Origin of the sequence: Bradyrhizobium sp. WYCCWR 13022 (assembly GCF_030435535.1) — a bacterium.
GTDB lineage: Bacteria > Pseudomonadota > Alphaproteobacteria > Rhizobiales > Xanthobacteraceae > Bradyrhizobium.
Map to the genome: position 1 here is coordinate 247,568 of NZ_JAUIZJ010000007.1, position 13,238 is coordinate 260,805.

A 13,238-nucleotide genomic window follows, 5' to 3' on the forward strand; every position below is an offset into this window, starting at 1 on the left:
GCTATCCTTTCTTCTCGTCAAGCAGCTTGGCGACACGATGCAAGCCGAGCAAATAACCCTGGGTGCCGAAGCCAGCGATGACCCCATCAGCTCGTTTGGACACAAACGAATGGTGGCGGAATTCCTCGCGCTTGTGCACGTTGGAAATATGCACCTCGATCACCGTCCCCTCGAACGTGTTCAAAGCGTCCAGGATGGCGACCGACGTGTGGGTGAAGGCCGCCGGATTCATCACGATCCCGGCAGCCGTCTCGCGCGCCTCGTGGATCCAATCAATCAGCTCGTATTCCCTGTTCGACTGGTGAAATCGTAGCTCCAATGCCAGCTCCCCGGCCAGCGCCCGGCAATCCCGCTCCACGTCCGCAAGCGTCTCGTGACCGTAGATGTGGGGCTGGCGCTTGCCGAGCAAATTGAGATTTGGACCGTTGAGGACGTAGACAAGACGATTCACGAAAGTACTCCGTTCAGTGATGGGCAAGAATCTCGCCGAGGAACTGCCTGGTGCGGGCGTGCTGCGGATTGCGGAAGAAGGCGTCGGGAGCGCCTTCTTCGATGATCTGGCCTTCAGCCATGAAGATGACGCGATCGGCCACCTGGCGGGCGAAGCCCATCTCGTGGGTGACGCAAATCATGGTCATGCCGTCGTTGGCGAGTCCGATCATCGTATCGAGCACCTCCTTGACCATCTCAGGGTCAAGTGCCGAGGTCGGCTCGTCAAACAGCATCACCTTGGGCTGCATGCAGAGCGCACGCGCAATCGCGACACGCTGTTGCTGACCGCCCGAAAGTTGCGCCGGATACTTCTCGGCCTGATCCCCGATACGCACCCGTTCGAGGTATTTTCGCGCGGTCGCCTCCGCCTCGGTCTTGTTGATGCGGCGTGCGCGAATGGGCGCGAGCATGCAGTTCTGCAAGACCGTCATATGCGGAAAGAGATTGAAGCTCTGAAAGACCATGCCGACGTCCTGACGTACGACATCGATAGCCTTGATGCTGTCGTCAAGCCGATGACCGTTTACCACGATGCTGCCCTGCTGGATCGCCTCGAGGCGGTTGATACAGCGGATCAGCGTCGATTTGCCCGACCCGGACGGACCGCAGAGCACGATCTTCTCGCCTTTGCGCACGATGAGATCGACGTCGCGGAGAGCCTGGTATCCGCCGTACCACTTCTGCACGCCGTTCATTTCGATCAGGATATTGTCCTGCATGGATTCCGCTCCGCTATCGGCCGGCGGCCAGCGCGGATCGGGCGCCGGCCGCCTGCAATGGCTATTGAACTGTGAAGGGAACGCCGGGGACCGAGCCCGGGAAGATCGGCACGGGCGCCTTCATCCATTTGGCGTAGAAGCTGGCCAACTTGCCGTCGGATTTGATCTGATCGATGAATTTGTTGGCCGTCTCGTTCCACTCCTTGTCTCCGAGACGCGTACAAGCCCCGTTGTACAGAGCGGTGAAGTGAAGCTTGGGCTCGAACCCAAGTTCCGGCTTTGCGGCGTTCAGGCGCTGCGGATAGAAGCTGTTGGCGCCGACGGCCTGCACCTGCCCGGAGAGCAGCGCCTGGATCGTGGCCGCATCATCGTCAAACCTGCGGATCTCGGTGCCCGCCGGAGCACTATTTGTGACCTGGGTATCCTGTGTGGAGGACCTCGGAACGCCGATGACGTACTTGCCCATGTCGGCATTGCTGTTGATCGCCGTCGCCTGGGCCGCGACAAGCGTGATCTCGTTGGCGACATACGGCTTGGAATACTGCACCGCCTTTGCACGCTCGGGCAGCATGGCCATGGTCGCGAACAGAATGTCGACGCGGCCTGTGGTCAGCGCCGGAATACGATTGGCCACCGCCAGCGGAACGAACTCGGCCTTCACGCCGAGATAGTCAGCGAAGGCGCGCCCCATATCGGCATCGATGCCATCCTGCTTTCCCGAGCTGTCGACATAGCCCCACGGGGGATTGTCGCCTTGGATACCGATGACGACGACGCCCTTCTTCTTCACGTCTTCCAACGTGCCGGCCTGCGATTTTCCTGCGACGGCGATAGCCGCCAATGCCAGCAATGCGGCCCCGAGCTGGCGACGGTTGGGTGAAAACAACATGAGTATCTCCTCCTGGTGATGGCTGTTTGTGATTGGATAGGTGCGCCGTTCCTACCTTTGACCGGCCAGGGCGAGCCTGGCCTCCATCCGGCTGCCCCACCACGACAATGGCCAGCAGAGGATGAAATACATCGCGCCGACCACGCCGAAGACGAGCAACGGCTGGAAGGTCTGGTTCGATACGATTTGACCGGCGCGGGCGAGTTCGATGAAACCGACGATGGCGGCGAGCGACGTGCCCTTGATGAGCTGCACGAGATAACCGATGGTCGCCGGCAGCGAGATGCGAATAGCCTGCGGCAGCACGATGTCGCGCATGCGGGACGAATAGTGCAGTCCGAGCGCCATCGCCGCCTCGGTCTGGCCGCGCGGCACCGCCTGTATCGCTCCGCGCCAGATCTCACCAAGGAAGGCGGAGGCATTGACGGTGAAACCGATCGCCACTGCGGCGAAGGCGTCGAGCTTCAATCCGGTGAGCGCCAGTCCGTAATACACGACGAAAAGCTGCAGCAGCAGCGGCGTGCCTTGGAATATCCCGATGTAGATGCGGGTAATCCATTCCACGCTCCTGTGACCACAGGTGCGCAGCAATGCAACCGCCACCCCAGCCGTGCAGCCACCGACAAACGCGACCAGCGTCAGCAGCGCGGTCCATTGCAACCCGCGCAGCAGGAATCCGAACTCAGGAAGACCAAAATGCGGTGTCATGATCGCCTCCCTCAGCGCGTCGGATAAGAGAAGAAGCGGTGAGAGATCACCGCAAAGCCCAGCATCAGCAGCCAGGAGATCGCGAGATAGAGGAAAGTGACGGAGAAATAGACCTCGAAACTGCGGAACGTGTCGCTTTCGATGCGCTGGGCAACCGACGTCAATTCGTAGGCCGACACCGCCGAGCAGATCGAGGAGGTCAGCGTCAGCATGATGAACTGACCCGTGAGCGAGGGGTAGATCGCTCGAAGTGCAGGCTTCAGCACGATGAACCGGAACACCTGCCCTTTGTGCAGTCCGAGCGCGTAGCCCGCTTCCACCTGTCCTTTATGGATGGACTGCACCCCGCCTCGGATGATCTCGATGGCATATGCGCCGCCATTGACACCGAGCGCGATAATGGCGGTGGCCGTCGGATTGAGCTTCAACCCGATCAGCGGCAGGGCAAAGAACAGAAAGAAGATCTGCACCAGGAAAGGCGTATTGCGCACGATCTCGACGAAGCCGATCACGAGAGCACGTAACCATGCCGCCTTCGCATCGCGTGCCGCGACGCCGGCGACACCGATCACCATCGCGAGCGTCATGCCGGCAAGCGCCAGACCCAACGTACCCACGCACCCCCACAGCAGCGCGGGCATCGCCTGCCAAACCACCGAGAAATCGAGCGTGTAGCCCATCTTGCGTTTCCTCTCGGGCGTTGTGCGTGCCGCTCGCCCATCGGCCTGAGGTCACCCTCCCAGGGATGCAAAAGTGGCGAAGAAGACGTCCGGATCAGGTGAAATGCCCGTGAACAGGCGAAATGCTTCGGTGCCCTGGAAAATCGCCATACCTCCGCCATCGACGGTGCGGCAGCCGAGGCCGCGCGCCGCACGCAGCAGCGCGGTTTCGAGCGGGAAATAGACGATCTCGGCGACCCACAGATCGGGACGCAGCAAGGCCGTCGGCAGCGGCGTGCCCGGATATTTGTCCATGCCGATCGGCGTTGCGTTGACGATTCCGTCAGCGGCAGCGACGGCCGCCGCGACATCCCGGCCGACCTTCAAGCGCACTTCTGCAAATCGGGAGGACAAGCCGTCGACGACGCTCTGCGCCTTGGCTACGTCGACGTCGATAATGGTCAGTTCCCGCACACCAAGCTTCATGAGCGCGAAAGCAACCGCCGCGCCTGCGCCGCCCGCGCCAAATTGGACGACGCAACCGAGTGGTGCACCCTGCATGTTGCGGCGAAAGTTCTCGGCGAAGCCGAACCAGTCGGTGTTGTGGCCGGTCATTCGACCGTTCCTGATGACCACGGTGTTCACGGCGCCAAGCGCCTCCGCGTCAGGCGAAAGCTCGTCCAGCAGCGGAACGATCGCCTGCTTGCAGGGATGGGTCACGTTCAACCCGTCGAAGCCCATCCGCCTTGCCGCCGTCAGCAACTCCGGCAGTGCTTCGGCACCAAGTTTCAACTCTGTCAGGTCGATCTTCTTGTAGAGATAGCGGATGCCCGCGGCGTCGGCCGCCGCCTCGTGCATGGGCGGCGTGCGGGACGCAGCGATGCCGCTGCCGATCAGACCGACGAGAAAGCTGGACTTCGGATGCATGCCCGGCATCGCCCGTCAGCTCAAAGGGACAGTCAGCTCGGCGATGACCTGAGCCGTGCCAGGTCGAACGCCGCGCCACCACGCAAAAGCTTCCGCCGCCTGCTCGACCAGCATGCCGACGCCGTCCGCCAGCTTGGCTACGCCTTCGGCGCGGGCCGCTTGCAGAAAGGGAGTGAGTCCCTTGCCATAGGCAAGTTCGTACGCCAGCTCCGAACCGCGGAAGACGTTGCCCGGAAGCGGCGGCATCTCACCTCGCAGGCTGGCCGATGTCGCGTTGACCACGACGTCATAGCCCTCGGCAAGATCGGCCAGTTCGGCATAACCGCTGACGATCAGGGGACCACAACCGGCAAACTCTTCGGCCAATGCCACGGCCCTCGATAAGGTGCGATTGACGAGGACCAACTCGGATGGCTCCTGACGCAGGAACGGCAGCAGCGCGCCGCGCGCCGCGCCTCCAACGCCGAGCATCAGGACGCGCCGGCCGGCCATCTTGACGCCGAGATTGACCGTGATGTCCCGCACGAGCCCTATCCCGTCGAAATTCTCGGCAATGATCCGATCGCCCTCGAACTTCAGGCAGTTTGCGGCGCCAGCGCGGTCGGCGCTCTCTGAAAGCTCGTTTGCGTAGGCGAAAGCATCGAGCTTGAATGGGGCCGTGATGTTCAGCCCCTTGGCGCCCTCGATCCGGAATTGATCAACCCGTGCGTTGAAGCCACCGAGTGGTGCCTCGATCGCCTCATAGACGAGGTCCTGTCCCGTCTTCTTGGCGAACGTGCTGTGGATGAGGGGTGATTTGCTGAAGCCGATCGGATTGCCGATCACCGCGTAACGGTCGCTCATGGCTCACTCCCGCGCTGCGGCTTCGTTGTAGAGGACGCCGTCGCGCACCATCGTTTCTACGAGCTCGGCCGACAGCCCCAGCGAAGCCGCAATACGGCGATTATCCTGGCCGAGCAGCGGCGCCGGCGTGCGCACCGTGGTGTCGCAATCGGAGAACCGGAACGGAAGGTTCGGCAACGTCACCTTGCCGAGCACAGGATGCTCCTGCTCGACCAGCATGCCGCGCGCCTTGATCTGCGGATCCTTCACGACCTCTTCGATGGTCTGCACGGGAGCGGACGGCACGCCTGCTGCCTCAAGCGCCGTAAGACAAGCGTCACGAGAGGGTTGCGACAGCGTCCAGTTGCGCACGATCTCCATCGCTTCGGCATAGTGAGCGTTGCGCGCGGCGGGCGTGGCGAAGCGTTCATCGGACGACAACGCGGGGCCACCGATCAGCATTGCCAATCTTTTCCACGCATCATCGACTTGCGCAGCGATGACGAGATTTCCGTCCTTTGCGGGAAAGACGCCGTAGACGGTCGAATCCGGCTGCCCGCTGCCGGTCTGCCGCGGCAGGTCGGTCCCGCCGGATAAGAAGTAGCGCTGAACGGCATAGTCGTGCATCGAGACCATGCAATCGTACAGCGCCAGATCTATGTGTTGACCGCGCCCGGACGACGCGCGGCCGACCAGCGCGGCATTGATGGCAGCCACGCCGTGAATGCCGGTGTACATGTCCGCGAGCGGCATCCGCAGCAGCGGCGGCGCTTCGCCAGGATTGCCCAGTTGCGCCAGAGCACCCGACATCGCCTCTGCGATCAGGCCGAAGCCCGGACGGTCGGCATAGGGACCGGTGTGGCCATAGGCGGAAACCGAACAGTAGATCAGTTTGGGATTGCGCGCGGACAGCGCCTTGTAGCCAAGCCCGAGACGCTCGAGTGCGCCGGGGCGGTAGTTCTCGATGAAGACGTCGGCCGTGTCGACCAGCTTCATCATCATGTCGAGACCACGCGTATCGCGCAGATCGATGCACAATCCCTGCTTGCCCATGTTCTGCTGCAGGAAGTAGCCGGACTGACCGTCCTTGAAATAGCCGTGGGCGCGGCCCGCATCGCCTTGCCTCGGACGCTCCGCCTTGATGACCTCAGCGCCCATCGCGGCGAGGCAACGGCCCATGAACGGGCCCGCCAGGAAATGGCTGTAGTCGATAACGCGGATGCCTTTGAGCGGCAGATCTTTGAACGGCAAATCTTGCACGGTCATGCCTGCTCTCCTGCTACGCTGGTCTTCGGGCGCATCGGAATCATCAGCCGGTGCTCACCTAGCTGCACCACTTCACCGCGCTGGTTGATCAGCTCCGAGGGCAGCACCACGATGCCCCATCCATCGCGCTTGGTGGTGCGCATCGAGCCGACGCGGAACTTCACATGCACGGTGTCGCCGAGCTTGATCGGCAGCTTGAAATCCCACGTCCAGCCCAGCGACATTCCCGGAAGGAAGCGGTAGTCGGCACGGGTCTTCAAGCCATCGGCCAGCGACAGGCCGAACAGCCCGTGCGCGACGCGTGTACCGAAGGGTGTGGTCTTGGCGTATTCCTCGTCGACATGAACGGGCGTGAAATCGCCCGTCAGCTCGGCGTAGGCATTCACCATCGTTTCGGTAACCGTCACTGCGGGAGTGACGCATTCGTCGCCAACCCTGGCATCGTCCCAGTAGCGCTCATCAGTCATGTCGCGTGTTCCCTAAGCCCGTGGATTGATCGCCAGCGCCGCTTCCACGGCACCTGCACTGGCTTGCAAGATTTCGACGTTGAGGCCGCCCGGCAGCTCGAGCCAGTTCGGCCCGGCGGGGAGTGCTTTGGCGCCCCACGCGGCAGCACGGGCGAGCACACCCTTGTAGTCGTCGACCATGATGCCGAGATGGGCGAGACGCCCCTCCGGTCCGACAAAATTCGGATCCTCGATGAGTTGCACGCTTCCGAGCACCCAGACCTGCCGCGGGCGCGCGCCATCGGCAGGTTGTTCGTCGCGAATAGTGAGACCAAGCACCTTGCGGAAGAAATCGACGTGACGATCTATGTCCGGAACGCGGATCGCGACATGTTCGACGTAAGCGCGGGGCAACGACATCGTCTCACGCCTTCCCAGGATAGTCGCCGCGGGCGTATTCGATGCCCTTGACCAGCGCGACGAGGGTCGCATTGACCGGGGTCGGCACGTTGACCTTGGCGCCCCAACGCACGACCGAACCGTGGATGTAATCGACCTCGGTCAGATGGCCGGATTGCAAGCTCTGCAACATCGACGTCTTGAACTCGGGCGGCAATCCGGCAGATGCCATCGTCCAGGCCCGGCGCGGATCGGCAATAGAGATATTCACGCCGGCAGCCTGCGCGACCGCGATGCCCTCCGAGATTGCGGCCAACGCACACTCTTCCAGCACCGGCAGCGAATAAAGACCGCCATAGGTCAGGCCGGTAATGGCGGTGATTCCACCTCCGGCGACGTTGATGAAGAGCTTGTCCCACATCGTGCCCAGGATGTTGTCGCTGAGCAGCGTGAGAATGCCGGCACGATTGAACGTCTCGGAAATTCGCTGTGCGCGTTCCGTCAAGCGTCCGTCGAGTTCGCCGATGATGGTTTCCTTGCCGACGACTCCGGAGCGAACATGACCGGGGCCGAGCAGCACGCCGCCAACATAGGTCTTGCCTGCCATGACCCTGTCACGACCGACTTCCTCCGAAAGGATGTCTTCGTGGCCAAGGCCGTTTTGCAGCGACATCACGACCGTCTGCGGTCCGATGATCGGCGCAGCCGCCCGGATCGCATCTCGCGTGTGATAGGATTTGACGAGGACGATGACGAGATCCGCCACATTGCCGACCTGGCCCGCGGAGGTGCAGGCCGAGACCTTCACGACGGTCTCGGCGCCACCTTCGAGCATCCGCAGACCACTGGCATTGATTGCGTCGACATGAGCCTGAAACGGATCGATCAACCAAACCTCGGCCCCACCGCGCGCCAGCGTGCCGCCGATGGTCGAGCCCAAGGCTCCCGCTCCGGCAAAGCAGATCCTCATCCGAACGCGTCTCCCTCGCCTATTTTGGCGTTGGAAGCGTGCTAGCAGGCTGAGTAGTATTTGAATATGCTATGATACTTATAATCATTATTGCGATTTCGCAATGAAGCAACGAAACCCGTCCGAGACGAATCTTTTGGAGCCGCGCCTGCTCCGGCTGTTTGACGCGTTGTTCTCCACGGGCAGCGTCACCAAGGCCGCCGAGAAGCTCGGTCAAAGCCAGCCGACCATTTCCATCTGGCTGGCGCGCCTGCGAAAGGAGTTGGACGATCCGCTATTCATCCGATCGGCGGAGGGAATGCTGCCGACCCCGCGCGCCGAGGCTCTGATCGGCACGGCCCGGCAGGCGTTGGAGATGCTGCGACGTCTGGCGGAGCTTCGCCCGGAGTTCGATCCGGCGACTGCAAGACGCCGCTTCGTCATCTGCATGACGGACGCGAGCCACATCACGCTGCTTCCGGCCATTCTCGCCCATGTTCGTCATGTTGCGCCGGGCATCCGCATCGAGGCGGCACAGATCGGCGCCGACACCCCACGAATGTTGCAGTCCGGCGAGGCCGATCTGGCGCTCGGCTACATCTCGGATCTCGACGCCGGACACTTCCAGCAGGCGCTGTTTCCGCAGGATTGGGTCTGCCTGGCAAACGCAAAACATGCCCGGATCCGCGACTGCATCACCGCAAAGGATTTCCGGCGTGAGGCGCACGTTCACATTCGCTCCGGCACCGGACATCAATTGCTCGCGGACGCGCTGAAGGAGCAGCAGATGGTCCTCGACGTTGCGCTCGAACTGCCGGGCTTTTTGGGGCTACCCGCAATCGTCGGGACGACCGACCTGATCGCCACCCTGCCAAGGCACATCGGCGAAACGTTGGCTCACTATTACGGACTGCGCGTGCTCGATTGCCCGTTGGCGGTCGCCGGCTTTACGGTGAAGCAATATTGGCATGCCCGCTTCCATCACGACCCGGCAAGCCAGTGGCTGCGTGACGTATGCGGGGAGCTTTTTCAACAGCAGCAAGTGCGGGGTCTACATCATTCCGGTCAGCCGAAGCAACGAAGGCCACGCAATTTGCGGCCGTAGTGGAGCGGCTATTAGCGAGCCTTGGATCGAACGGCGAGGTCGTGTCGCCTCCCGCGCTGCCGTTGCGAATCCAGCGTCGGCGGGAGTCCCAAATCTCGGAGGGGTGGGCGCTACTGGCCGAAACGGACACCTTCAAGCAACCGATTGCGTTGTCGGCATCCAACCCTTGCCCTCCTGCACCACTGCTGCTGCGGCTATCTTCGATCCCGCTGCGGGTTCGGGAGCGCTAATCTGTCCCAGTTCACGGGCCAACACCTCGCGGTCACAGGCGTTCTCCCACAGCGAAACGGTGATGGCAGCGACACAGTTGCTGATCATGCTGGTCAGTGCCCTCGCTTCCGACATGAAACGGTCGATACCGACCAGTAGAGCCACACCGGTCACGGGCAAGTCCGGCATGACGGTGAGAGTTGCAACTAGCGCGACGAAGCCGCTGCCGGTGACGCCGGCCGCTCCCTTGGACGTCAGCAGCATCAGTCCGAGCATCGCCGCAATCTGCCCCCAAGATAGGTGAATGTCGCAGGCCTGGGCGATGAAGATGGACGCCAGGGTGAGATAAATAGCGCTGCCGTCCAGATTGAAGGAGTAACCCATCGGAAGCACGAGTCCTGACACGCCTTTCCGGCATCCAAGTTGCTCCAGCTTGCGCAGCGCGCCAGGAAGCGCCGGCTCCGACGATGACGTGCCGAGCACGATCAGCAGCTCTTCCTTGAAGTAGCGGATCGTCTTCCACAGGCTGAAGCCGTTCAGTCGCGCAAGCGTCCCGAGCACGACGAATACGAAGACGGAGCACGCGATATAGAATGTCAGGATCAGCAGTCCGAGCGAGCCAATCGAACGGATGCCATAGCGGCCGACCGTGAACGCCATGGCGCCAAAGGCGCCGAGTGGAGCGAGCTTCATGATGAAGCCGAAGGAAATAAACAGAACCTGCGAGAACGATTCAACCGCCTTCGTCACTACGGCACCGCCATCGCCGGCGCGGCTCAGCCCAAAGGCGATCAGGATGGAGACCAGCAGGACCGGCAGCACTTCGCCATCGGCGAACGCGCCAAAGAACGACTGCGGGATGATATGCAGCACGAAGTCAGCAAATCCGGTCGCAGCTGCCTGCTTGGTGAATTTCGCAGCCACCGACGGATCCAGCGTATTGACGGATACATGCATGCCGACGCCCGGCTGGATCAGCAATACAGCAACCAGTCCCGCCAACAGCGCGAGCGCGGTCAGCAGGTAGAACAGCGCCATGGATTTCACCAGCGTACGACCGACCTCGCGGGAATCGCTGATGCTGTTGATGCCGCTCACGATGGTGCAGAACACGATCGGCGCGATCATCATCTTGACGAGCTTGACGAAGCCGTCGCCAAACGGCTTCAGCGCGGCTCCGAATTCGGGCCAGAAATGGCCAGTGAGGACACCCAGCGCGAGGCCGATCAGCACTTGAACATAGAGAATCCGGTAGAAGGGTTTTCCAGCCTCGGTGCTCGCGTGGCCGACTAGCGCTTCTTTGTGCATTCTCATCTCTCCCATGGCTCTGATTTTTCTTGATGGCTTAAGGCGGACCGAGTTCAGGCCGCCAGGATTGAATGAGGCACGTGCGCTCGCCGGGCGAAGACGTGACCTTGGAAAATCCGGCGGGCCGTCCGCTGCACCCGGGCAACCGGGCCAGACTCGAGCCGAACCACGAGCTGGCCGGAGGGATGGGCGAGCGTGATCGGCACCGGCGGCGCCAGCGGTCCGACAATCTCTGCCGCGATCGTTCCTGACGTCACACAGGCCGTCGCGATAGCGACCGCGCCCGTCACCGCCAGCGCGCTATGGCAGTCGTGCGGCATGAAGTACCGCGTGTGCAACGTCGCTTCCGTCGCGGGTGCAATCAGGACCGGCTTCGGAATCACCATGGACGCTGAGTTTGGAAAGCCCATCCGGCGCCCAGCTTCGATGCGCAGGTTTTCGAGCCGGGCGCGGAAGCCGCTGTCGGCGAACTCCGAAGGTGCCTCGCGGCCGGTCCATCCCAGGTCCGCCGCGCGAACCAGCATAACGGGCATGGCTGCGTCGATGCAGGTCACATCGATCCCTTCGATGCGGTCGACCGGCTGTCCTGTCGGCAGGAGGCGACCGGTGCGTGCGCCGGCCGCGTTGGGGAACGACAGTTCGATGGGCGCGGCCGTTCCCGGCACACCGTCGATCCGCGCGTCGCCTTCATAGGTCACCCTCCCGCCAGGGGTGGAAACCGTCGCATCGATCAGCTTGCCGGTGTTGACATTATGGATGCGTACCTGGGTGCGATCTGCGACAGCGGCGACCAGGCCGGTTTCGATAGCGAAGGGCCCTACCGCTGCTAGCATGTTTCCGCAATTGGGTGAGGTATCGACGATCCCCTCGCGGACCCGCACCTGGGCAAACAAATAATCGACATCGGCGCCGGGCACCGATGCCGGTCCGATGATCGCGACCTTGTTGATGACGGCATTGCCGCCGCCGATTCCATCGATGCCCAGATCGTGCCCGCCCCCCATCACCGACAGCAGGACCGCATCGCGCGCCCTGGGATCGGCCGGAAGATCGCTGGCCATGAAAAACGGCCCGCGCGAGGTTCCGCCGCGCATGACCACGCAGGGAATGGCAATCTGATCGTTCATTGGAGCTGTTCCATTCGGCGACATCTTCGTGCGAACAGAGCATGGGCCCTTGAAACTCTTCTGTAAAATGCAAATATCTGAAGTATTAATGCGTCATTCGGTATAATTGGGGCCAGCCATGAACGCAGAATTGCTCGACCTGAAGGCGTTCATTACCGTCGCGGAGACTGGAAGCTTTGTCCGCACCGCCAAGGCGCTGAACCTGTCGCAGCCGGCGCTCAGCCGACGCATTCAGAAGCTAGAAGAAAGCCTCGGTGCGCCGCTGCTCGAACGCTCGACGCGTCACGTCAATCTCACCATGACCGGCCGCGACTTCTTGCCGAAGGTGCGTCGTCTCATCGACGATTTCGAGACCTCGGTGCTCGCCATCCGTGACATCGGCGCGCGAAGTTCAGGCTTGGTTTCGGTGGCTGCGGTGCCGACGGCGGTGTTTTATTTCTTGCCGCGTGCGATCGGCCGATTTGCCGAAGCGTATCCGCGCATTCGCATCCGGATTCTGGACATCGGTGCCAATGAGGGATTAGAGGCGGTCGCGCGCGGAGAAGTCGACTTCGGGATCAATTTCATCGGTGCGTCGCATGCCGAAATCGAATTCGAGAAACTGGTCGAGGATCCTTTTGTCCTGGCCTGCCGCCACGACCATCCGTTGGCATCGCGTAAACAGGTAAGCTGGTCGGAGATCGTTTCGCACCGTGTTATTACCGTCGGTCGCAATAGTGGTAATCGCGCGTTGATCGACAATGCGCTGGCGCGACACGGCCTGCAGCTCAACTGGTCCTACGAAGTTGCTCACCTTTCCGGTTCGCTTGGCTTGGTCGAAGCGGGGCTGGGCATCGCCATTCTACCGAGGCTGGCGACCCCGGCCGCCGGCCATCCGATCATTCACACCGTGAGGGTAACCGATCCGGAGGTGTCGCGGACGATAGGCATCGTGCGCAGGCATGGGTCGACGCTATCCCCTCATGCCAGCCAATTTCTCAAGATGCTCCTCGATGCATGGCGTTCGCCGCCTCGGGCACCCGGTCAGACCCGGTCGCGGTCCCGAGGCACGGCTGCGGACCTCACAAAGGACGGACCGCGACTACCTGGACGCCAGAAAAGGGGACTGAAAAAGCTCTCATGATCGCTCACGAAGGTTTCGTGGAAATAGCGAAGCGATCATAAGTTTGCCGATCGGCTCTACCCCCGGGGCCAGCCCGCGCTGGTTGTCGA

15 protein-coding genes are annotated in these 13,238 nt (G+C 62.0%); 2 read left to right on the forward strand and 13 right to left on the reverse strand.

Features of this window, described 5'->3' with window-relative positions; genetic code table 11:
* Position 1: 1 nt before the first annotated feature.
* From aroQ to QY049_RS12870, 11 genes are all read right to left on the reverse strand, one after another.
* Positions 2-451 (reverse strand): type II 3-dehydroquinate dehydratase, encoded by a 450-nt coding sequence (aroQ, locus tag QY049_RS12820; RefSeq protein WP_194480979.1) that lies wholly within the window; start codon positions 449-451, stop codon positions 2-4.
* A gap of 13 nt (positions 452-464) precedes the next feature.
* On the reverse strand, positions 465-1,211 hold the full coding sequence (locus QY049_RS12825; RefSeq protein ID WP_194480978.1) for an amino acid ABC transporter ATP-binding protein: 747 nt from the start codon (positions 1,209-1,211) through the stop codon (positions 465-467).
* Between the two features lie 61 nt (positions 1,212-1,272).
* Positions 1,273-2,100, reverse strand: coding sequence for a transporter substrate-binding domain-containing protein (locus QY049_RS12830; RefSeq protein ID WP_301269460.1), 828 nt, complete (start codon positions 2,098-2,100; stop codon positions 1,273-1,275).
* 51 nt (positions 2,101-2,151) lie between these two features.
* Positions 2,152-2,808, reverse strand: coding sequence for an amino acid ABC transporter permease (locus QY049_RS12835; RefSeq protein ID WP_301269461.1), 657 nt, complete (start codon positions 2,806-2,808; stop codon positions 2,152-2,154).
* An 11-nt stretch (positions 2,809-2,819) separates the two neighbouring features.
* Positions 2,820-3,488, reverse strand: coding sequence for an amino acid ABC transporter permease (locus QY049_RS12840; protein ID WP_194480972.1), 669 nt, complete (start codon positions 3,486-3,488; stop codon positions 2,820-2,822).
* A gap of 51 nt (positions 3,489-3,539) precedes the next feature.
* Complete coding sequence (locus QY049_RS12845; RefSeq protein ID WP_301269462.1) at positions 3,540-4,394, reverse strand: shikimate dehydrogenase; 855 nt, start codon at positions 4,392-4,394, stop codon at positions 3,540-3,542.
* Between the two features lie 15 nt (positions 4,395-4,409).
* Positions 4,410-5,237: a shikimate dehydrogenase gene (gene aroE / locus QY049_RS12850; protein WP_301269463.1), complete on the reverse strand. Its 828-nt coding sequence runs from the start codon at positions 5,235-5,237 to the stop codon at positions 4,410-4,412.
* A 3-nt stretch (positions 5,238-5,240) separates the two neighbouring features.
* Positions 5,241-6,482, reverse strand: a complete 1,242-nt coding sequence (locus tag QY049_RS12855; protein ID WP_301269464.1) for a CaiB/BaiF CoA-transferase family protein — start codon at positions 6,480-6,482, stop codon at positions 5,241-5,243.
* A complete protein-coding gene (locus QY049_RS12860) occupies positions 6,479-6,949 on the reverse strand; it encodes a MaoC/PaaZ C-terminal domain-containing protein (RefSeq protein ID WP_301269465.1) in 471 nt (156 codons plus the stop codon). The genes QY049_RS12855 and QY049_RS12860 overlap by 4 nt, the downstream gene beginning before the upstream one ends.
* A 12-nt stretch (positions 6,950-6,961) precedes the next feature.
* Complete coding sequence (locus QY049_RS12865; RefSeq protein ID WP_301269466.1) at positions 6,962-7,348, reverse strand: VOC family protein; 387 nt, start codon at positions 7,346-7,348, stop codon at positions 6,962-6,964.
* Positions 7,349-7,352: 4 nt separating this feature from the next.
* Positions 7,353-8,297: a ketopantoate reductase family protein gene (locus QY049_RS12870; protein WP_301269467.1), complete on the reverse strand. Its 945-nt coding sequence runs from the start codon at positions 8,295-8,297 to the stop codon at positions 7,353-7,355.
* 103 nt (positions 8,298-8,400) lie between these two features.
* Here QY049_RS12870 and QY049_RS12875 point away from each other — a divergent pair, with 103 nt between their 5' ends.
* Positions 8,401-9,381 (forward strand): LysR family transcriptional regulator, encoded by a 981-nt coding sequence (locus QY049_RS12875; protein ID WP_194480946.1) that lies wholly within the window; start codon positions 8,401-8,403, stop codon positions 9,379-9,381.
* Between the two features lie 132 nt (positions 9,382-9,513).
* On the opposite strand, the gene dctA is transcribed toward QY049_RS12875, so the two are convergent.
* Entirely contained in the window at positions 9,514-10,899 is a 1,386-nt protein-coding gene (gene dctA / locus QY049_RS12880) for a C4-dicarboxylate transporter DctA (protein ID WP_258765909.1), read from the reverse strand.
* A gap of 53 nt (positions 10,900-10,952) precedes the next feature.
* Positions 10,953-12,026: a 4-oxalomesaconate tautomerase gene (locus QY049_RS12885; RefSeq protein ID WP_301269468.1), complete on the reverse strand. Its 1,074-nt coding sequence runs from the start codon at positions 12,024-12,026 to the stop codon at positions 10,953-10,955.
* 118 nt (positions 12,027-12,144) lie between these two features.
* On the opposite strand from QY049_RS12885, the gene QY049_RS12890 reads away from it, so the two are divergent.
* Complete coding sequence (locus tag QY049_RS12890) at positions 12,145-13,149, forward strand: LysR family transcriptional regulator (RefSeq protein WP_258765907.1); 1,005 nt, start codon at positions 12,145-12,147, stop codon at positions 13,147-13,149.
* The last annotated feature ends 89 nt before the right edge of the window (positions 13,150-13,238 follow it).